At 69.5% G+C, this 18,884-nt stretch carries 17 protein-coding genes and 1 pseudogene; 15 read left to right on the forward strand and 3 right to left on the reverse strand.

Translation table 11 applies throughout. The features are described from left to right. Positions 1 to 4: 4 nt before the first annotated feature. From ACFC96_RS38785 to ACFC96_RS38800, 4 genes are read left to right on the forward strand one after another with little or no spacing between them, the layout of a single operon-like run. Positions 5 to 874, forward strand: a complete 870-nt coding sequence (locus ACFC96_RS38785) for an FAD binding domain-containing protein (protein WP_376616967.1) — start codon at positions 5 to 7, stop codon at positions 872 to 874. Beyond that, positions 871 to 1,368 carry a (2Fe-2S)-binding protein gene (locus ACFC96_RS38790; RefSeq protein WP_376226071.1) on the forward strand — a complete coding sequence of 166 codons (498 nt, stop codon included), beginning with the start codon at positions 871 to 873 and terminating at the stop codon, positions 1,366 to 1,368. The genes ACFC96_RS38785 and ACFC96_RS38790 overlap by 4 nt, the downstream gene beginning before the upstream one ends. After that, entirely contained in the window at positions 1,365 to 3,728 is a 2,364-nt protein-coding gene (locus tag ACFC96_RS38795) for a xanthine dehydrogenase family protein molybdopterin-binding subunit (RefSeq protein ID WP_376616969.1), read from the forward strand. The genes ACFC96_RS38790 and ACFC96_RS38795 overlap by 4 nt, the downstream gene beginning before the upstream one ends. Then, positions 3,725 to 4,384 carry an SRPBCC family protein gene (locus ACFC96_RS38800; protein WP_376616971.1) on the forward strand — a complete coding sequence of 220 codons (660 nt, stop codon included), beginning with the start codon at positions 3,725 to 3,727 and terminating at the stop codon, positions 4,382 to 4,384. Before ACFC96_RS38795 ends, ACFC96_RS38800 begins: the two co-directional genes overlap by 4 nt. 107 nt (positions 4,385 to 4,491) lie before the next feature. Here ACFC96_RS38800 and ACFC96_RS38805 read toward each other — a convergent pair whose 3' ends face one another. Further along, the gene (locus tag ACFC96_RS38805; RefSeq protein ID WP_376616973.1) at positions 4,492 to 6,135 is read right to left on the reverse strand and encodes a PucR family transcriptional regulator; all 1,644 of its coding nucleotides are present in this window, start codon (positions 6,133 to 6,135) and stop codon (positions 4,492 to 4,494) included. Positions 6,136 to 6,289: 154 nt separating this feature from the next. Between ACFC96_RS38805 and npdG the strand changes: the two genes are divergently transcribed. Genes npdG through ACFC96_RS38825 form a run of 4 tightly spaced genes read left to right on the forward strand, consistent with a single transcriptional unit; the run spans position 6,290 to position 9,258 of the window. Beyond that, complete coding sequence (gene npdG / locus ACFC96_RS38810) at positions 6,290 to 6,958, forward strand: NADPH-dependent F420 reductase (RefSeq protein WP_376228212.1); 669 nt, start codon at positions 6,290 to 6,292, stop codon at positions 6,956 to 6,958. Next, positions 6,955 to 7,611: a 2-phospho-L-lactate guanylyltransferase gene (gene cofC, locus ACFC96_RS38815; protein WP_376259830.1), complete on the forward strand. Its 657-nt coding sequence runs from the start codon at positions 6,955 to 6,957 to the stop codon at positions 7,609 to 7,611. The genes npdG and cofC overlap by 4 nt, the downstream gene beginning before the upstream one ends. Continuing rightward, positions 7,605 to 8,141 carry an NAD(P)(+) transhydrogenase (Re/Si-specific) subunit beta gene (locus ACFC96_RS38820; protein ID WP_376616975.1) on the forward strand — a complete coding sequence of 179 codons (537 nt, stop codon included), beginning with the start codon at positions 7,605 to 7,607 and terminating at the stop codon, positions 8,139 to 8,141. Before cofC ends, ACFC96_RS38820 begins: the two co-directional genes overlap by 7 nt. Continuing rightward, a complete protein-coding gene (locus tag ACFC96_RS38825; protein ID WP_376616977.1) occupies positions 8,134 to 9,258 on the forward strand; it encodes an XdhC family protein in 1,125 nt (374 codons plus the stop codon). Before ACFC96_RS38820 ends, ACFC96_RS38825 begins: the two co-directional genes overlap by 8 nt. On the opposite strand, the gene ACFC96_RS38830 is transcribed toward ACFC96_RS38825, so the two are convergent. Together ACFC96_RS38830 and ACFC96_RS38835 are read right to left on the reverse strand one after the other, a co-directional pair. Next, entirely contained in the window at positions 9,259 to 9,528 is a 270-nt protein-coding gene (locus ACFC96_RS38830; protein ID WP_376259835.1) for a hypothetical protein, read from the reverse strand. Between the two features lie 368 nt (positions 9,529 to 9,896). After that, entirely contained in the window at positions 9,897 to 11,318 is a 1,422-nt protein-coding gene (locus ACFC96_RS38835; protein WP_376259837.1) for a purine-cytosine permease family protein, read from the reverse strand. 849 nt (positions 11,319 to 12,167) lie between these two features. Here ACFC96_RS38835 and ACFC96_RS38840 point away from each other — a divergent pair. From ACFC96_RS38840 to ACFC96_RS38870, 7 genes and pseudogenes are all read left to right on the forward strand, one after another. Further along, a pseudogene (locus ACFC96_RS38840) lies at positions 12,168 to 12,457 on the forward strand (IS5/IS1182 family transposase); the annotation flags it as partial. Between the two features lie 277 nt (positions 12,458 to 12,734). Beyond that, a complete protein-coding gene (locus ACFC96_RS38845) occupies positions 12,735 to 13,970 on the forward strand; it encodes a SpoIIE family protein phosphatase (RefSeq protein WP_340458554.1) in 1,236 nt (411 codons plus the stop codon). Positions 13,971 to 14,455: 485 nt separating this feature from the next. Continuing rightward, positions 14,456 to 15,106: a GntR family transcriptional regulator gene (locus ACFC96_RS38850; RefSeq protein ID WP_340458555.1), complete on the forward strand. Its 651-nt coding sequence runs from the start codon at positions 14,456 to 14,458 to the stop codon at positions 15,104 to 15,106. A gap of 66 nt (positions 15,107 to 15,172) precedes the next feature. Then, positions 15,173 to 15,922 (forward strand): PIG-L deacetylase family protein, encoded by a 750-nt coding sequence (locus ACFC96_RS38855; RefSeq protein ID WP_376616979.1) that lies wholly within the window; start codon positions 15,173 to 15,175, stop codon positions 15,920 to 15,922. After that, positions 15,922 to 16,629 carry a 4-carboxy-4-hydroxy-2-oxoadipate aldolase/oxaloacetate decarboxylase gene (locus tag ACFC96_RS38860; protein WP_376616981.1) on the forward strand — a complete coding sequence of 236 codons (708 nt, stop codon included), beginning with the start codon at positions 15,922 to 15,924 and terminating at the stop codon, positions 16,627 to 16,629. The genes ACFC96_RS38855 and ACFC96_RS38860 overlap by 1 nt, the downstream gene beginning before the upstream one ends. Before the next feature lie 23 nt (positions 16,630 to 16,652). Continuing rightward, entirely contained in the window at positions 16,653 to 17,729 is a 1,077-nt protein-coding gene (locus ACFC96_RS38865) for a 4-oxalomesaconate tautomerase (RefSeq protein WP_376616983.1), read from the forward strand. After that, positions 17,726 to 18,679 (forward strand): catechol 2,3-dioxygenase, encoded by a 954-nt coding sequence (locus tag ACFC96_RS38870; protein ID WP_376259845.1) that lies wholly within the window; start codon positions 17,726 to 17,728, stop codon positions 18,677 to 18,679. The genes ACFC96_RS38865 and ACFC96_RS38870 overlap by 4 nt, the downstream gene beginning before the upstream one ends. The last annotated feature ends 205 nt before the right edge of the window (positions 18,680 to 18,884 follow it).

Genomic DNA, 18,884 nt, shown 5'->3' on the forward strand with positions numbered 1-18,884 from the left:
CCGCGTGCAGCCCACGTCCTTCGAGTACCAGCGCGCCGACTCCTGGGACGAGGCGGTCGAGCTGATGCAGATCTGGGAGGGCGAAGCGAAGATCATCGCCGGCGGCCAGAGCCTGGTCCCGATGATGAACCTTCGGCTGACGCTGCCGGCCGCCTTGATCGACATCAACGGCATCGGCGACCAAGGCGGGCCGCGGATCGAGGACTTGGCCGAGGCACCGGTGCTGGTCATCCCCGCGCTGACCCGTCACGCCACGGTCCTGACCTCTCCGGTCGTTGCGCAGCACGCACCCCTGCTGCAGCACGCGGTACGCCTGGTCGGCAACGTGCGGGTCCGCAACCGCGGCACGATCGGTGGCAGCGTGGCCCACGCGGACCCGACCGGCGAGATCCCGTGCAGTGTGCTGGCGCTCGGGGGTGTCGTGCGGATGCAGAGCCCGCGCGGCGTGCGCGACGTGCCGATCACGGAGTTCTTCCGCACCTACCTGACGACGGCTGCCGAGGACGACGAGGTGGTCACCGAGATCCGCATCCCGAGCTCCGCGGGAGAGCCGTGGGCGTTCGACGAGGTGACGCGGCGGTTCTCCGACTTCGCGACCGTCGCGGTCGCCGTGCAGGCCAGGTCCGGCCGGCCGACCGTCGTACTGGGCGGTGTCGCCGACCGGCCCCTCAAGGTCGCCGATGACCTCATCGGCGGCGTCGACGTCCGCGACGAGGCAGGGCTCGACGGCGCGGCCGGCGCCGTTGCCGACAGCGTGAACCCTGAGGGCGATGTCCACGCCAGCGCGGACTACCGTCGCCGGCTCGTGCGCGTCCTCGTCCGACGAGCCCTCATCACGGCGCTCGCGCCCCAGGACAAGGGAGTAGGCGCATGATGCGCACACAGGTCCGGCTTCTCGTCAACGGCGAGGAGCACGATCTCTGGATCCGCAGCGACCGCACGTTGCTCAATGCCCTGCACGACGACATCGGCCTGCCCGACGTGCGCTACGGCTGCAACGAAGGGGTCTGCGGCACCTGCACGGTGCTGATCGACGGCCGGCCCACGAGCGCTTGCCTGATGTTCGCAGTTCAGGCCGAGGGGCACGCGGTCACGACGCTGCACGGTCTGGCGGATCCCGCCGGTGAGCTGCATCCCCTGCAGAAGTGCTTCCTGGAGCGGGGCGGCGCTCAGTGCGGCTTCTGCACGCCGGGGGTGATGCTGACCGCCGCGGCGATGAAGGAGCGGACACCCGACGCCTCACGCGACGACATTCGCTACGAACTGGTGGGCAACCTGTGTCGCTGCACCGGTTACACGGCGATCGTCGACTCGGTCGAGGCATGGATGCACGGCGAACACTGCGGCGACGCGGGGGAGCAGGAATGACCGGGACGACCAGGCGCAATACCACCACCCACGAGAAGAAGGCGGCCGAGACGCCGTCCTTCAACGTGGTCGGCACCTCGCCGGGTCACCACGACTTCGTGGACAAGGTGCGCGGGACGCTGCACTACGCGGCTGACTGGAAGCTCCCGGGGATGCTCCACGGGAAGGTCGTACGGTCCGAGATGGCCTCGGCCCGGATCACGGCGATCGACGTCGGAGCGGCACGCAAGCTCGACGGCGTGGTCGCGGTGCTCACCGCTGAGGACGTGCCGCACAACGAGATCGTCGAGCACGCCAGCGGCGGCCTCGGCGAGCTGATCGTCGTCCAGCCGGTGCTGGCGAGTGACCGGGTGCGCTACGTCGGCGAGCCGATCGTGGTCATCGCGGCAGTCGACCAGGAGACGGCCGACGAGGCGGCCGACCTCGTCCACATCGAGTACGAGCCGCTCCCCGGGGTGTTCTCGCCCCACGACGCCATGCGTGACGAGGCGCCGCTGGTGCACGACGCCGGCAACGTCCTGGTCAACTGGCGTCTGGAGCGCGGCGACGTCGACGCCGCCTTCGCCGCGGCCGACGTCGTCGTCGAGAACACCTATCAGACCCAGCGCGTCGAGCATGCGTACCTCGAGACCGAGGCGGGCGTCGGGTGGATCGAGAACGACGTCGTCACGCTCCGGGTATCCACTCAGGTCATCGAGCACGCCACCGAGATCGCCGGGATCATCGGTCTGCCGCACAACAAAGTGCGGGTCATCGCGTCGTACATGGGCGGTGGGTTCGGCGGTAAGGAGGACATGACCGTCGAGCCCTACCTCGGCCTCCTGGTCTGGAAGACGCGTAAGCCGGTGCGCATGGTGTGGTCCCGTCAGGAGTCGCTGATGGCCAGCACGAAGCGGCACCCGTTCACCATGCACTACCGCACGGCGGCGACGCGGGAGGGCCGCATCCTGGCGATGGAGGCCGACATCGTCGGCGACGCCGGCGCCTACCCCTGCCTGAGTGCGCGCATCCTCTTCGCCGGTGCGGCACTGTCGACCGGCCCCTACAAGGTTCCGGCGCTGCGAACGCGCTCCCGAGCTGTGTTCACCAACAACGTGCCGACGAGTGCGTTCCGCGGCTTCGGCGCGATGCAGGTCGTGCTCGGCTACGAGTCCCAGCTCGACCAGCTTGCCGATGCCGTCGGCGTGAGTCGCACGGCGATACGGGACCTGAACTATGTCGAGAAGGGTGACGTGATCACCTCCGGCGAGCCGATCACCACGGCGGTGGCGGTGACCGAGACCCGCGAGAAGGCGCTGGCCCGACTCGGCCCGCCGAGCCCACCGTCCGGGCCCGGCAAGGTCGTTGGCCAGGGCTTCGGCAACAGCATGCAGCCTTACGGCCGCACCATCTGGTTCCGCGACCACGCCTCGGCGTGGGTGACGCTCCAGGCGGACGGAACGCTGTTGATCCGCAGCGGTGTCACCGACCTCGGGGCCGGCCAGGCCGCGAGCCTGTGCCAGATTGCGGCCGAGGTGCTGGGCGTGCCGCTGGAGGCCATCAGTGTCTACATCGGCGACACCGCGCTCAACCCGCCGGCCGGCGGCACCTTCGCGACCCGGCAGCTCTACATGTCGGGCAACGCCATCCTGAGGGCCAGTGGCGCGCTGCGCGACCAGCTGGCGCCGGTGGCGGCGACCCTGCTCAGCGCGGAGCCGGACATGTTGATCTGGAAGGACGGCAAGGTCACCACCGCTTCGGGCGCGAGCGAAGTCACTCTTGCCGACGTGGCCCGCGCAGCTCAGGACGCCGCGGTCGACACCTCCGTGCTCTCCACCTGGCGGGCGCCCGCCGGACGGTTCGATCCCGAGGTCGGTCAGGGCGGTACTTTCCCCGACTACACCTTCGGCACCCACGCGGCCGAGGTGGAGGTCGACCTGGAGACCGGCGCGGTGCAACTCACGAAGTACGCCGCCTGCCACGACGTCGGCCGGGCCATCAATCCGGTGCGTGCGACGGGGCAGATACAAGGAGGCGCGATGCAGGGGATCGGGTACGCACTCACCGAGGAGTGCGTGCTCGTCGACGGCAACCCGTTCTCGACCCTGTTCGCCAACTACCTGATCCCGTGCTCGATGGACGTGCCGGACGTGCAGGTCGATCTGGTCGAGAGCGGTGAGGGCCGTGGGCCGTTCAACGCCCGGGGCATCGGCGAGCCGCCCATCGGGCCACCTGCCGCGGCCATCGCGAGCGCGATCGAGAACGCAATCGGTCGCCGGCCGACCACGCTTCCGATCACTCCCGAGCGCGTCCTCGCGCTGCTTGACGACAAGCACGCCGAGGGATCGACTTCGAACGCTGAGGAGGCGTTGGGACGATGAAACTTCACCACACCACGACGGTGCAGGCCAGCCCCACCGAGGTCTGGCAGTTCCTCCAGGACACCCGGGCGGTCGTCGCCTGCCTGCCGGGCGCGGAGCTCACCGACGAACTCGAGAACGACCGGTACGGCGGCGTCCTCCGCATCGCCATCGGACCGCTGAAGATGAACTACAACGGCGAGGTCGACGTGCTCCGGCGCGATGCCCAGACCCGCGAGCTGGAGTTCGCGGCGTCGGGACGCGACCGTCGCGGCGGAGGATCGGTCCGGGCCGACGTGCGTGTAGGGGTCGCGAACGCCGGGAACGGGACGAGCCAGTTGGAGTCGGTGACCGACCTGCAGCTGACCGGACGGATAGCCGCGCTCGGGCGCGGGGTCCAGGACGTCTCCAACACGATGTTCATCGACTTCTCCCGTCGTCTCGCGGACAGCATCGCCACCGGAACGGCCGAGGGCGGTCAGGTCCGGGCAGCCACCGCGACGGCTGCCTCTCCGGGGGCGGGACCCGCGCCGGGGGGAGCCGCGCCGGTCGCGCGGCAGGCAGACCACCAGGCCTCGGTATCCAGCGAGATCAAGCTCACGCAACTGGTCGTGAGTGTTGCTCGTCAGCGACTGGCCGACATGTTCGCACGCTGGAGCGAGAAGCTGCGCCCGTGAAGGAGGCGACTCCGATCGTCGAGTGGGAGCCACAGCGGGCTGCCGCAGCGGCTCCCACCCGGCTCCGGCCTGCCCTCCGAAAGGCAGATGTCGATCCTTGGGGCCAACTACCTCTGACTCGTGGATGCACTCGTCGGCATCTGGCGAATCTGTAGGGCGACGAACACCTTCACCGCGGTCGCGGTACTGCTGCTGAAGGGGCCGAGAAGGCGCTCGAGTTTGGCGAGCCGATAACGAAGAGTGTTGTAGTGGTAGTGCAGATGCCGCGCGGTCTCGGCCATGTTCATGTTGAACTCGACCAGCGTCTCCAGAGTTTTCAGGAGTTCGTTTCGCTCCTGCTCAGGAAGCTTGGTCAGAGGGCCCAGAACCTCGTCGACGAAGGTCTGCAACTCGGCCTCCTCGACCTGGGCGAGCAGTTTGAAGAGCCCCAGATCGTCGTACGCGGCGACAGCGCCCGGCCCGCCGATTTTCCGACCGACGCGCAGGGCGGAACGTGCCTCCTGGTAGGCAGCGGGAATACCCAGCGGTCCGCGGTGCACACGGCTCACGCCCACGGCGTACTCGCCGCGCACGAACTGGGCGACCTCGGCCTGGATGGAGCGAACCGCTGGGGGAGTTCCGTGCTCGGCGCCGATGACAGCCACGAGTTCGGCACCGAGGCCGGCGGCGGCCGCCTTACGGTCCTTGTTGCGCACGGCCGAGATCCAGAACTCGAGGGCACGCTCGTTCGCGGGGCGCTTCTGGGCGGTGGTGTCGTCGTCGGCGCCGTCCTTGCGGCTGACCAGGACGACGACCTCGCGATCGAGGTCCCAGCCGAAACCGAAGCCGCGCGCGGCCGAGTCCGCGATCTCGGACTCGGCGCCCGTCATCAACTCGTAGAGCGCATTGGAGGAGAACTGCCGCTCTATCGCGCTCACGGCCAGGTCGCGGGTGAACTCGAGCGCGGCGATGACGGCAGCCTGGTCGACGGCCACCTGGTCGAACTCGCCGAAGGCGCGGCTGGTTTGGACGGCGACGACGAAGCCGTGCTGGAGGGAGCCGGCGCGGATCGGCCGGATCAACCAGCCCTGTTCGCGCTCGTTCCTGCCGGCCGGGCCGCCGAGGAGCCGCTGGACGATCAGGCGGCCGTCGTGGACCAGGTCCAGCTCGCCGGCTCGGGAGACGTCGCCGATCTGGGCCCGAACGATGCCGTGTTGGTCGCTGATGAACACCCCCGCGTCACCGAGCAGGTGGGAGAGCTTGTGCGCGAGCTGGTTCAGACCGCCACCGGAGAGCGTCACCGAGAGGAACGACTGGTGGAGTTCGTGCGCGCGCTCCAGCGCCGCGGCCTGCCGGTTCACGATCGTTGAGAAGGCGTGGCTGAGGATGTCGTCGAACCTGATGTGCTGCGGGATCAGGACCAGCGGGAGCCCGAGTTCCTCGGCGGTGGCGACGGCCGTCGTACTGAGGTCGGGCAGGTAACGGTCGATTTTGACCCCGATGCCGGCGAGCCCGAGCCGACGCAGTCCGCGCAGCAGCTCTGCCTGGCCGGCGTCGTCACGGGGCAGCGGATACCCGGTGGCCAGCAAGAACTCATCGGACTTCACCCACGGCCCGATGTCCGGCACGGTCATGACGTTCAGTGCGCAGATGCTGTGGTCGAGGCCCTGACGGCCGGCGACCAGCTCGGCCCCTGCCATCACCTCGTGGCCCAACAACTCGCCTACGGTGAGGGCCTGTCCGAAGTCGCCCGATGGCGCGCTCCCGATCATGCGCCGGAGTTTAGGGGTAAGAGCCAAAAGGCGCACCGGATATTCGTAATGATGGCCATTCTCTGCGAGTGACGGAACTCGTACGCTCCGTGGACCGGCGATGACGGGACACCTGTCGCCGGGGCCCTGTCGTCGGGACTACGGAGGTAGCACGATGAGCACGATCGCGGTCGTCGGAGGCACCGGTCCACAGGGGAAGGGGCTCTCCTGTCGCTTCGCCCGTGGTGGGCACGACGTCATCATCGGGTCACGCGACGGAGCGCGGGCCGCCCAGGCTGCCGACGAGCTCGCCGCGCGTCTGGGGGGACGCGGCGGCACGGTCACCGGGGCCGACAACGCGGCGGCCGCGACGAAGGCCGAAACCGTCCTCCTCGCCGTCCCGTACGCCGGTCACGACGCCCTGGTCGCGTCGCTGGCTGCGGAGCTCGCCGGCAAGGTCGTCATCAGCTGCGTCAACCCGCTCGGCTTCGACCGGCGAGGCCCCCACGGTCTCGACCTGGGCGGCACGTCGGCCGCCGAGACAGCGCAGGGCCTGCTGCCCGACAGCGTGGTGGTCGGCGCCTTCCACCACCTCTCGGCGGTCTCCCTGAACGGGGACGCCGACCTGCTCGACCACGAGGATGTGCTGGTCTGCGGGGACGACCCGAAGGCGAAGCAGACCGTCATGGAGCTCGCGGCGACCATCACCGGCAGGCCGGGCATCGACGCCGGAGCGCTGCGCCTGGCACGGCAGCTGGAGCCGCTGACCGCCGTGCTCATCTCGATCAACAAGCGGTACAAGGTCCGCTCCGGTCTGGCCATCCACGGCGTGAGCGGGTCATGACCGAGCAACTGCGGTGGTGGGTCGTGGTGCCGATGAAGGACCTCCGCCGTGCCAAGTCGCGGCTCGGCGGCGACCCGGGCCGGCGGAGGGCGCTCGCGGTCGCCATGGCCCGCGACACGCTGTGCGCCGCTGCCGGGGCGGTCTGCGTCGACGGCGTCGTCCTCGTCAGCGAACAGCCGGGCGACGTACCTGACCTGACGGTGCCGGGCGTGCGGATCGAGGTGCGGCCCGGTCTCGACCTCAACGCCGCCCTCAGGGCCGGCGCCGCCGTGGTGCGGTCCGAAAACGCCCGCGGGCACCTCGCCGCGCTGCCCGCGGACCTGCCGTATCTGCGTAGCGACGAGTTGACGGTGGCACTCGGCCGGGTCGCCCGTCACCCGCGCGCCGTGGTGGCGGACCGCGAGGGCGTCGGCACCACGCTGCTCACCGCACGCGCCGGAACACAGCTGTTCCCGGCTTTCGGTCCGGACTCACTCAACCGTCACCGCGCCTCGGGCGCCCGGGAGGTACTCCTCCCGGCGCGGTCCGGCCTACGCCGTGACGTCGACCGTCACGAGGACCTGATGTCCGGGCGCGGACTCGGTCCGCGTACCCACGCGACGTTGCGCGACGGTCGCGTCCTGGCGGCGGCGGAGGAAGGAGTACGGTGCTGATCCGCATCCCGCACGAGTCGAATCCGGGCGGATCCCTGGCTGCAGCGACCACCACAGCCATATTCCGACCGGTCAGCCTCGGCCATGACTTGATCGTCGAGTCTGGCGCCGACGACCAGCCCTGCAGCGCGTTCACCGAGGCGGCCAGGGGCGTCACCGTCGTCCGCGACGGCGAGTCGACCTGGCCGCCGACCGTGCGGGTGGCGGCAGGGCCGGCTGGTCAACCGACCGCCCCCATCGCGCAGGGCGCGGTCGAGAAAGAAGCGCAGCTGATGAGCCCTGATGGGGGGCACCCCGTCCTGGATCACCCGCCCGGCCACGGGAACGTGCTGATGGCCGAGGCCAAGATGCCCGACCCGTTCGTGCTGAAGCTGGACGAAATCCACGACGGCTTCCCCCAGACCGACGCCGTGCCGGTCACCGGCACCAACCGCACAGTCAACCCGGCCGCCTCGCAGGCCCCGTCCGCGCCCATCGCCGGCACGCCGGGCTTCGACGTCTGGAACGCCAAGGACGTCATCCATGCGTGAGGTACTTGGCGAGCTGCTCGCCTGGTGGCGCGCCGGCGAGTCGGTCGCCGTAGGGACCGTCGTCGCGACGTTCAGGTCGGCCCCGCGTCCGCCGGGGGCGTCGATGCTGGTCGGCTCCGATGGGAGTGTCGTGGGTTCGGTCTCGGGCGGCTGTGTCGAGGGCGCGGTTGTCGAGCTGGGCCGGCAGGTCCTTCAGGACGGCGTACCGGTGCTGGAGCGCTATGGCGTGTCGGACGAGGACGCCTTCGCCGTCGGTCTGACCTGCGGCGGGATCCTCGACGTGTACGTCGAGAAGGTCGACCGCGCGAGCTTCCCGGAGCTTGAGGACGTGGCGGGCGACGTCGAAGCCGGGCGACCTGTGGCCGTGGCGACTGTGGTCGACCACCCCGATCCCGCCGTCCTCGGTCGGCGGATCCTGGTGCGGCCGGGCGAAGCGGTCTCCGGTGGCCTCGGCAACGACCGGATGGACAACGCGGTCGCCGAAGACGCGCTGGGCCTGCTCGCGGTCGGCGCCAGCGAGACGCTCGGCTACGGACCTGACGGTGAGCGCCGGGGCGAGGGGATGCGGGTGTTCGTGCGCAGCTTCGCCCCGCGCCCGCGGATGGTGGTTTTCGGCGCCATCGACTTCGCCGCTGCCGTCGCCCGGATGGGGACCTTCCTCGGCTACCGGGTGACGGTCTGCGACGCCCGGCCCGTGTTCGCGACGCATGCCCGCTTCCCTGACGCCGACGAGGTCGTCGTCGACTGGCCGCACCGTTATCTCCAGGCGCAGGCGGACGCCGGGGCGATCGACGGCCGTACCGTGATGTGCGTGCTGACGCACGACCCCAAGTTCGACGTCCCACTGCTCGAGGTCGCGCTGCGGCTCCCGGAGGTCGCCTACGTCGGAGCGATGGGTTCGCGGCGGACTCATGAGGATCGCCTGCGCCGACTGCAGGACGCCGGCCTGACTCCCGCGGAGATCGAGCGGTTGTCGAGTCCTCTCGGTCTCGACCTCGGCGCGCGGACGCCGGAGGAGACCGCGGTCAGCATCGCTGCCGAGATCGTCGCTCGCCGCTGGGGCGGCAGCGGCCGGCGGCTCGCCACGGTCAGTGGGCGGATCCATCGCGAGGACTGATCAGTTGCCGACGACGCTCATCGGGCGGTCGGGCTGCGCGAAAGCAGGGTCGTCGACCCGGTGACGGCCGGCGGTGTCGCTGCGGAACTCCGACCGCAGGGCCGGAGAGGGGCCGGCGCGCCGGCCCCACTGGACGGACCTCCGGCGGTCGGCGATCTCGGCGCCGCACGCCCCGCACCGGAGCAGGCTGCGAAGGTCCGACTCGTCCCGTGCGAACTCGTCCCGTGCGAACAGGCAGTTGAGGACCTCGCCGTGCGCGGTCAGCCGCACTGGGTCGCAGTCGCCGCAGAACGGTGGGTGTCATGGGGGGCGATGACGCCCACCGTCCCGGCGCCGCCTTTCACCACGAATCGCTCCGCCGGGGCGCTTCCTTGGTGTTCACCGGCCGACGTCAAACTCCACGACCGACCGCTGCAGGATCTCGTCCGCGGTCTCCATGCCATCCCGGATGCAGCTGGCCGACGCCCGCGAAGACGAGGAACCGTGCTGCGGGGTCCTTGGCGGGAGAACCGAAGTGGCCCGAAACTTCCGGGGACGCCGGCTGAGCGGGGGCGGTCACGAGTCCCCCTCGCGAGTGTCCTGCCCGGCCGGAGCGGGGCAGGACACTCGGCTCTCGTTGAGCCTTCGGGGTGGCGCGGTCAGGCGCGGTCGCCCTCCACGCGGCGTACGTCGATTCCGGCCGGCGAGGCAGCTCGGGGATGCCACACGCCGAAGATCACCGCGGCGACGACGGCCGAGACGAAGTAGCTGAAGTCCGCCCCGTGCAGCGCCTCGGCAATCGGGCCCGTGTAGAACTCGGTTCCCATGAACGGGACCGCGACGGCGGTACCGACCACCAGCGCGGTGAGTCCAGGGATTCCGTAGCGCCCGAACACGCCGTCACGCTCGTAGAAGTTGCGGATCGCGGGATAGTCACGCCCCGAGCGGTGCACGATGAAGTAGTCGACCAGCAAGATCGCCAGCCACGGCGTGATGTAGTACGACACGACGTGCAGGAACAGCCGGAAGTTCGCCTGGAACTCGGCACCTCCGAAAACCAGGGCGAGGAAAAGGCCGAAGACACCGGCGATCGTCACCGTCACCCACTGCGGGAGCCGCAGGTCGCAGGTCAGAGTCGCCATCGCACCGCTGTAGAGGTTCACTGCGTTGTGCGGGATCGCGGAGATGCCGAGCGTCAGCAGCACCAGGTAGCGCAGCCAGTCGGGCAGGGCGATCTGCAGAGCGCTGAGCACGTCCCCGTCCGGTGCGAGTGTGATGAGCCCGGCCCCCAGCACCATCATCCAGGTCGTCGACGCGAACAACCCGGCGGTCGCCGCCTTGACGACCGACGACGGCTTGCTGTCCTCGGGCAGGTAGCGCGAGTAGTCCGACGCGTACGGTGCCCAGCTCGCGGTATAGCCGAACACGACCGTGAACATCACGAGCCACGCCAACCAGTAGTCGCTGCCCGAGGCGCTGGGCTCAACGCCCGGGCCGCCGCCGTGCGCGATCAGCACGATCGAGACGACGGACAGCAGAACGAAGCTGAGCTTCGTGATCCAGTCGCCGAGGATGTGCAGGATGCGGTAGCCGTAGATGGCGATCACGATGTTCAGCGCTGCGACAACGACGACCGTCGGCTCGTACGGCGTTTTGAACAGGTCGGCCAGAGATTGCGCGCCGAGTACGGTCCCGACGGTGTAGTACCCGACGAACACCAGGAGGGAGAGCAGCGCCGGGAGGAAGTTGCCGAAATGGCCGAACGCCGCACGTCCCATGGGCAGTTGCGGCATGCCCAGGCGAGGGCCCATCGCAGCGCACAGACCGGTACCGACCGAGCCCAGGAAGTTTGCGGTCACGATGGCAGTCACACTGCCCCAGAAGCCGAGCCCGAGCACCGCGCCGCTGGAGCCGACGAAGATGCCTGCCAGGTAGATGACGGGGGCGAACCGCACTGTGAACTGGTTGCGGGGCCGGCCGTATCGGCGGCTCGGGTCGACATAGGCGATGCCATGGCGCTCGAGTGCCAGAGTCGCTCTGTCCGCTGGTTCGGCATGAGCCGACGTGGGGTTGTCCTTCATCACGGGTCCTCGGTTCCTCTGTCGGGCCAGCACGACAACCAAGGCGGACACAGCCTTGGGTCCGAGTGTCCCGGGGTGGCTGTTTTCGAAGCTCGGGAGGCATTACTGGCTGCCTCGGCGGCGTGAGCCGTCTTCTCGCTCTCTCAAGCCCATCGGGTGTGACATCGGCAACAGTAGGGAGCCGTGTCGCCCGATGCCCATGTCACCAAGCGCCAATGCGGAGCGCCCAGCCTTGGCTGCGACCGCCATCCGCGCCACGCGGGAGGCCTGTGGTGCGACCCCCTGTCATGGGCCTCGTCGATCCTCGGTCGCGGTCCGCACCGCCTTTCGTGAAGGACTGTCAGATAGCCAGCAGAGCCGGAACCCAGGACGTGGGGCAGACCAACTCCCCTTTGATGGTGGCGAAGAACGACTCGGCGAGCGCGTTGTCCCCACACTGACCGGTGCGGCTGACGGACAGGCGGACGCCGAACTCCACAACCAGGGAGACGAATTGCGGACCGGTGTGTCGTCCTGCGGTGGTGTCGTCCGTCGCCTCACACGGTCGGATCGCAGCGGGCCGAGGACCTCGATCTTCATGTCCACGGTCGCCGCTTTGACGCGTCCCTGTGCGCCTTCCTGCTTTTGAGTGCTCGTACCGTCTCCTGCGACCGATGCCCAGAAATCCAAGAGGCCGACGTGCGCAGCTCTGGGCGCGCGAGCGGCTCGGTTTGGCCGCCCCGCAGCGCGAGGACATATGGCGTCGGTGGGGCACGGTCTACATGGGGGGAGGAGAAGCGGAAGCCGTGCGGAACTCTTCCATCAGGAGTTCCGTCTGTACCCACGCGGCGAAGTGCCCCGCACTCGGGCAGCCTTGTTGCAGTGGCCACCCTGTGCCACCTACATCTCCACGTGAGACCGATGAGGTGCCCGGTGCGCGCTGAGGATGCGGCGACAGCTGGTCGACCGGCTCACCATCGACGCGAGCGAGCCTGGGTCGATCACGCGGCGGGCTCATTCGCAAGATCCATGTGGCCGGTGAGGGCGGACGACGTCCGCTCGCGTTCGTCATCACGCCAGGGCAGTGGGGTGATGCCCCGCAGTCGATCCCAGTGCTGGAGCGGGCACGCGTGCCCAGGCCGAGTGGAGGGCATCCGCGACCGGGCCGGACCACCTCGACCTCAGTCTGAAGCCCCACACAAGGTGCGGCTCGCTCAGCACTGCGACAATACGAACAAGGGACTGCGAAGAGCCAGCTGAATCCCCGGGTGCACATGGTTCGACGTGCGCGTGGCCTCGTGCGGATCCGTGACGTCCCGCTCGGCGGACGACGACGTGGCCCGCTGAGGCGTGGGCGACCGTCGGTCGGCCCTGCCTTGTCCCGGGAACGAAGGGGCGGAGTCCGCCTGGACAGCGGAAAGGCCTGGTGTGAAGCCCGTGAAGCCGAGCATTGACTACCAGGCGTTGTTCGCGGCCACGCCGAGTCCATATTTGGTGCTGCGCCCCGACCTGGTGATCGTCGACGTCAACGACGCGTACCTGCGGGCTACCGGTCGGACCAGGGAGGATCTGGTCGGCCAGTACCTGTTCGATGCCTTCCCGGACAACCCGGCGGACGCCACCGCGGACGGGGTGCGGAATCTGGGCGCCTCACTGCACCGGGCGCTGCAGTCCAAGGAGTCGGACACGATGGCGGTGCAGAAGTACGACATCCCCGTCCCGTCCCGGCCCGGGGCGTTCGAGGAGCGATGGTGGTCGCCGATCAACACTCCCGTGCTGGGCCCGGACGGGCAGGTGGCGTGGATCATCCACCGTGTGGAGGACGTGACCGAATTCGTCCGCTCCCGCACCGCCCACCCGACGGGCGGACCGCGGGGTAAGCGGGTCGCGATGGAGGCCGAGCTGTACGCGCGGGCGCGGGAGCTGCAGCGGCTGAACGAGGAATTGCGCCAGGCACACGCCCGGGAGCGCCGGGTCGCCGTCGCCCTGCAGGAGGCCATGCTGCACTCGCCGGACCTGGACCGGCACCGGAATATCGCGGTGCGCTACCTGCCCGCGGTCGGGTCGCTGAACGTGTGCGGCGACTGGTACGACATCGTGGATCTGCCCGACGACACATTCGGCGTCGCGGTCGGCGACGTCGTCGGCCACGGCCTGGAGGCCGCCGCCGTCATGGGCATGCTCCGCAGCGCGCTGAGCGCCGCCGTCCGGGCCCTCCATGAGCCGGCCAAGTCGCTGGAGGTGTTGGGCCTGTACGCCCGATCGGTCGAGGGCGCGCTGGTCACCACCGCCGCCCAGGCCGTGATCGCCCCCCGCCATCGGCAGATCGCCTACAGCAGTGCCGGTCACCCTCCGCCCGTCCTGGCGCACCCCGACGGCACCAGCGACCTGCTGGACCAAGCCACCGACCCCCCGCTGGGCGCCCGCCCCGAACACGTCCCCCGCCCCCAGGCCACCGTGCGATACACCCCCGGTGACATCCTCGTCCTGTACACGGACGGGCTCATCGAACGCCGCGACGAGGACATCGACGCAGGCCTCAGCCGGCTCACCGACGGTCTCGCCCGATACGCCCGCCTGGGCCCAGACCGCCTCGCCGACGCCCTGCTGGGCCACCTCGGTGTGCCTGGGGGCGCCCAGGACGACATCGCCCTGATCGTTGTGCGCCTGTGACGGTGTGCCCAGGCCGCGAGGTGGATGTCGCTCGCTGAGCCTCTTTGCTGCACTCACTCTCCGTTCAGGAGATCTCCCTCGACCTTCTCGGGATGGCTTCAGTGAGGGGGTGGACCGAACGGTTCACCCAGGCCGAAGCAACTGCGCCATGCCGGCTGCCTGTCCCGGCGTGGTCGAGACGGGAGAGATTCGGGCCTGCGACCTCGTCGAGATCGTGCACCGGCCCGACCACAACAACGTGGCTGCCGCGCTCGCCTTCCGCACGATGAGCCTCGTCGGACCCTTGTGGAGCAGAGCAGAGCAGAGCAGAGAGGGACGACGAGTAGCCGCCGGGGGATGCGGGGTCGCCGATTTGCGAGAAGAAGCGCCAGGACGACCGGACGCTCAGTCGTCGCCACACCCCGGACACACTTTCAACGAAATTGTTGACAATTCTGTTGCCCTAGATTTAGCTTTGACAAGCACTCACCCAGGGAGGGCAAGCGATGCCGGACCAACCCCGTTCGGGCACCGGAGAGCAGGCCAAGCAGCAGGCGTTGACGCAGCTCAGGCAGGCGATTCTGCGAGGCGACATGGCACCGGCCCAACGGCTGGTGGAGAACGAGCTCGCCGAGGAGTTCGGTGTGACGCGGGCCAGCGTCAGAGCGGCACTGATCGATCTGGCGGCGGAAGGGCTGGTCGAGCGGATCCGTAACCGCGGCTCGCGGGTGCGGGTGGTGACGGTCGAGGAAGCGGTGGCCATCACCGAGTGCCGCATGGTCTTGGAAGGCCTGTGCGCGGCCAAGGCGGCGGTCGAGGCCACCGACGAGCAGCTGGCCCAGCTGGCCGAGGTGGGCGCCGCGATGACGAAGGCGGTCGCCGACGGCGAGCCGGTGACGTACTCCGAACTCAACCAGCAACTCCACTTCCTGATCCGGGAGTTCTCCGGCCAGCCGGTGGCATTGGAACTCCTGGACCGGCTCAACGGACAGCTGGTGCGCCACCGGTTCCAGCTCGCGCTGAGACCGGGACGTCCCCAGCAGTCCCTGGGTGAACACCTGGCCATGATCGAGGCGATCACGGCCAGGGATCCGAAGGCCGCAGAGGCGGCTGTCCGTGCCCATCTGACGGGCGTGATCGACGCGTTGCGCGAGTAGCGGGCGCCGCGCGACCGACGCCACGGGGGTGGGCCGACCTTCCTGTCCGACAAGGAGATTCAGCCCATGACACACGGCAAGGCGCCCACCACCCGTCGATCCACCCTGGTCGTCACCGCACACGCCGGAGACTTCGTCTGGCGGGCCGGCGGAGCCATCGCGCTGGCCGCCTCCCGGGACGAGAAGGTCACCATCGCGTGCCTGACCTTCGGTGAGCGCGGCGAGTCCGCCAAGGCCTGGCGCGAGGGCAGGAAGCTCGCGGAGATCAAGGCGATACGCCAGGACGAGGCAGAGCGGGCCGCCGCTGCGCTCGGCGCCGAGGTGTGCTTCTTCGACGCGGGTGACTACCCCCTCCTGGCCACCCCGGAACTGACCGACCGCCTTGTCGAGGTCTACCGTGCGACCCAGCCGGACGTCGTCCTCACTCATCCGGCCGAGGACCCGTACAACGGTGACCACCCGGCCGCCCACCGCATGGCCCTCGACGCCCGGGTCCTCGCCCAAGCCATCGGCTACCCGGGCCCCGGCGAGATCATCGGAGCCCCGCCCGTCTTCCTCTTCGAGCCCCATCAGCCCGAGATGAGCGGCTTCAAGCCGGAGGTCCTCCTCGACATCACCGAGGTCTGGGACACCAAGCGGGAGGCGATGGAGTGCCTGGGCGCCCAGCAGCACCTGTGGGACTACTACACGGACCTCGCCGTACGCCGGGGGGTCCAGCTCAAGCGGAACGCAGGGCCGAACCTGGGGCTGGCTCACCGGACCATGGCCGAGGCATACATGCGCCCCTATCCCCAGATCGCGAAGGAGCTCGTCTGATGGGCGGCGTGGTCGTCACCGATCCTCCGAAGGCGGATCCGAAGGATGTCGAGGCGCTTGCCGGGTACGGCACGGCCACCATCTCCGAGGCGATGGGGCGCACCGGGTTCCTCGGTTCGCACCTGAGCCCCGTCCAGCAGGACACCCGGATCGCGGGCACCGCGGTGACCGTCCTGTCCTGGCCCGGCGACAACCTCATGATCCACGCGGCGGTCGAGCAGTGCGGTGAGGGCGACATCCTGGTCGTGACGACCACGTCGCCGTCCACCGACGGGATGTTCGGCGAGCTGTTCGCGACCGCGCTGCAGCGGCGTGGGGTGCGTGGCGTCGTCACCGACGCGGGCATCCGCGACACCGTCGAGCTGCGTGAGATGGGGTTCGCGGCCTGGGCGGCCGCGCTCAGCCCGCAGGGCACCGTCAAGGCCACCGGCGGATCCGTGAACGTACCCGTCGTGATCGGCGGCCAGGTGATCCGCGCCGGTGACGTGATCGTCGCGGATGACGACGGTGTCGTGGTCGTGCCGCGCGCGAAGGCACGGCAGACGGCAGAGGCGTCGATGGCCCGCGAAGCCAAGGAGGCCAGGTCCCGGGCCGCCTTCCAGGAAGGGGAGTTGGGGCTGGACCGGTACGGGCTGCGGGAGACGCTCGAGCGGCTCGGAGTCACGTACCGCTCGTACGAGGAGTACATCACCGGGGATGCGTCGTGAGCGGGCCCGAGGAGGTGCGTTGCATGCTGATGCGCGGCGGCACCTCGAAGGGCGCCTACTTCCTGGCCCGCGACCTGCCTGCGGAGCCGGGGGAGCGCGACGCGCTGCTCCGGCGGATCATGGGCAGTCCCGACCCGCGCCAGATCGACGGGCTCGGCGGCGCGCACCCGCTCACCAGCAAGGTGGGCGTGGTGTCCGTCTCGGACTCCCCGGACGCCGACGTCGACTATCTCTTCCTTCAAGTCGCCGTTGAAAAAGCCGAAGTGAGCGACCGTCAGAACTGCGGGAACATTCTCGCCGGCGTCGGACCGTTCGCCGTCGAACGCGGACTCGTGACGGGCTCGCACGGCGAGACCTCCGTCCGGATCCGCATGCTCAACAGCGGCGACCTCGCCCTCGCGACCTTCCCCACCCCGGGCGGCCTCGTCGACTACACCGGTGACGCTGCGATCTCCGGAGTGCCGGGGAGCGCGGCGCCTGTCGTCATCGAATTTCCTCAGGGCGCGCAGGCGTTGCTGCCCACCGGCCAGGTCCTGGACGTCGTCGCCAAGACGCCGGTGACCTGCGTGGACAACGGGATGCCGACCGTGCTGATCGCCGCCCGCGCCGTCGGGGTCACCGGTTACGAGAGTCCCGAGGAGCTGGAGGCCGACCAGGCTCTCGGCGCTCTGCTGCGGGAAATCCGGCGGGAAGCAGGCCCTTTGATGGGGCTCGGCGATGCTGCGGACACCACCGTCCCGAAGCTCACCCTCCTCGCCCCGCCCGTGGGCGGAGGCACGGTGATGACCCGCACCTTCATCCCCGAACGCGCCCACCCCTCCATCGGGGTTCTGGGCGCGGCGAGCGTCGCCGCCGGGCTGCGCATTCCCGGTTCCGTCGCCGAGCCGATCGCCCGGCTCCCCTCGCACGGCTACCGGTTGCGCATCGAGCACCCCACCGGATTCCTCGACATCGAGGCCGGTGTCGAACTCCGCGCCGGCTCAGCCGTGGCGCGCCGCACCGCTGTGGTGCGGACCGCGCGAAAGATCTTCGACGGCACGGTCTTCCCGCGATCCGCAGATCCCACCTCCCGCCCCGACTCCCAAGGAGGCAACGGATGACGAATCCGCCTCTCGGCGACATCGCCCACCTCGGCCACGTCGAACTGCTCACTCCGGACCTGGAAGCCAGCGTCGGGTTCTTCACCGACTACCTGGGCCTGACCGTGAACGGCCGCTCGGGCGACTCCGTCTATCTGCGCACCTTCGACGACTACGAGCATCACAGCCTCGTCCTCACCGCGAACGACAAGCCCGGCATCGGTCGCACCGCCCTGCGCACCTCCGGCGAGGAGGCCCTGCGGCGGCGGGTCGAGGAGCTGGAGGCGGCAGGCTGCCCGGGCCGGTGGGCCGAGGACGAGCCAGGCATCGGGAAGATCTACGTCGCCCAGGACCCCGACGGCCACGAGATCGCCCTCTACTGGGAGAGCAGTCACTACGAGGCGCCCGACGAGCTGAGGCCTGCGCTGAAGAACCAGCCACAGGCCAAGCCCAACAGGGGAGTCGGGGTGCGCCGCCTCGACCACGTCAACTACCTGGCGGCCGACGTCGCCGCCGACGCCGACTTCCACCAGCATGTCCTGGGCGCCCGCCCCACCGAGCAGATCCGGCTCGACAACGGCGCGATCGGCGCCAAGTGGCTGACCTTCACCGACAAGTCGTACGACGTCGTCTACACCTCCGACTGGACCGGCTCGACCGGCCGCCTCCACCACATCGCCTTCGCCACCGACACCCGCGAGGACATCCTGAGAGCCGCCGATCTCGCCATCGACACCGGCGTGTTCATCGAGACCGGTCCGCACAAGCACGCCATCCAGCAGACGTTCTTCCTCTACGTCTACGAGCCGGGCGGCAACCGCATCGAGCTGTGCAACCCGCTCACCCGCCTCGTCCTGGCCCCGGACTGGCCGCTCGTCACCTGGACCGAGGAGGAGCGGAAGAAGGGGCAGGCCTGGGGCCTGAAGACCATCGACTCCTTCCACACCCACGGCACCCCGCCGTTGGACTGACCGACCCGCAGGACGCGCTCAGGGGTGGCTGCACACAGCTGTGTGCAGCCACCCCTGCTCGTTCCCCGATTGCTCGAAATATTGTTAACAAAACCGTTGACGTCGATTGACCGGGTCTCTAACGTCATCCGCACGCCGGGTCCGTCGCCATCGAGCCGATCGGCTCGCCCTTCTCCGAAGCCGCCTCCAGGGACACCGCTGTCCC

Origin of the sequence: Streptomyces sp. NPDC055955 (genome assembly GCF_042270245.1) — a bacterium.
Taxonomy (GTDB): domain Bacteria; phylum Actinomycetota; class Actinomycetes; order Streptomycetales; family Streptomycetaceae; genus Streptomyces.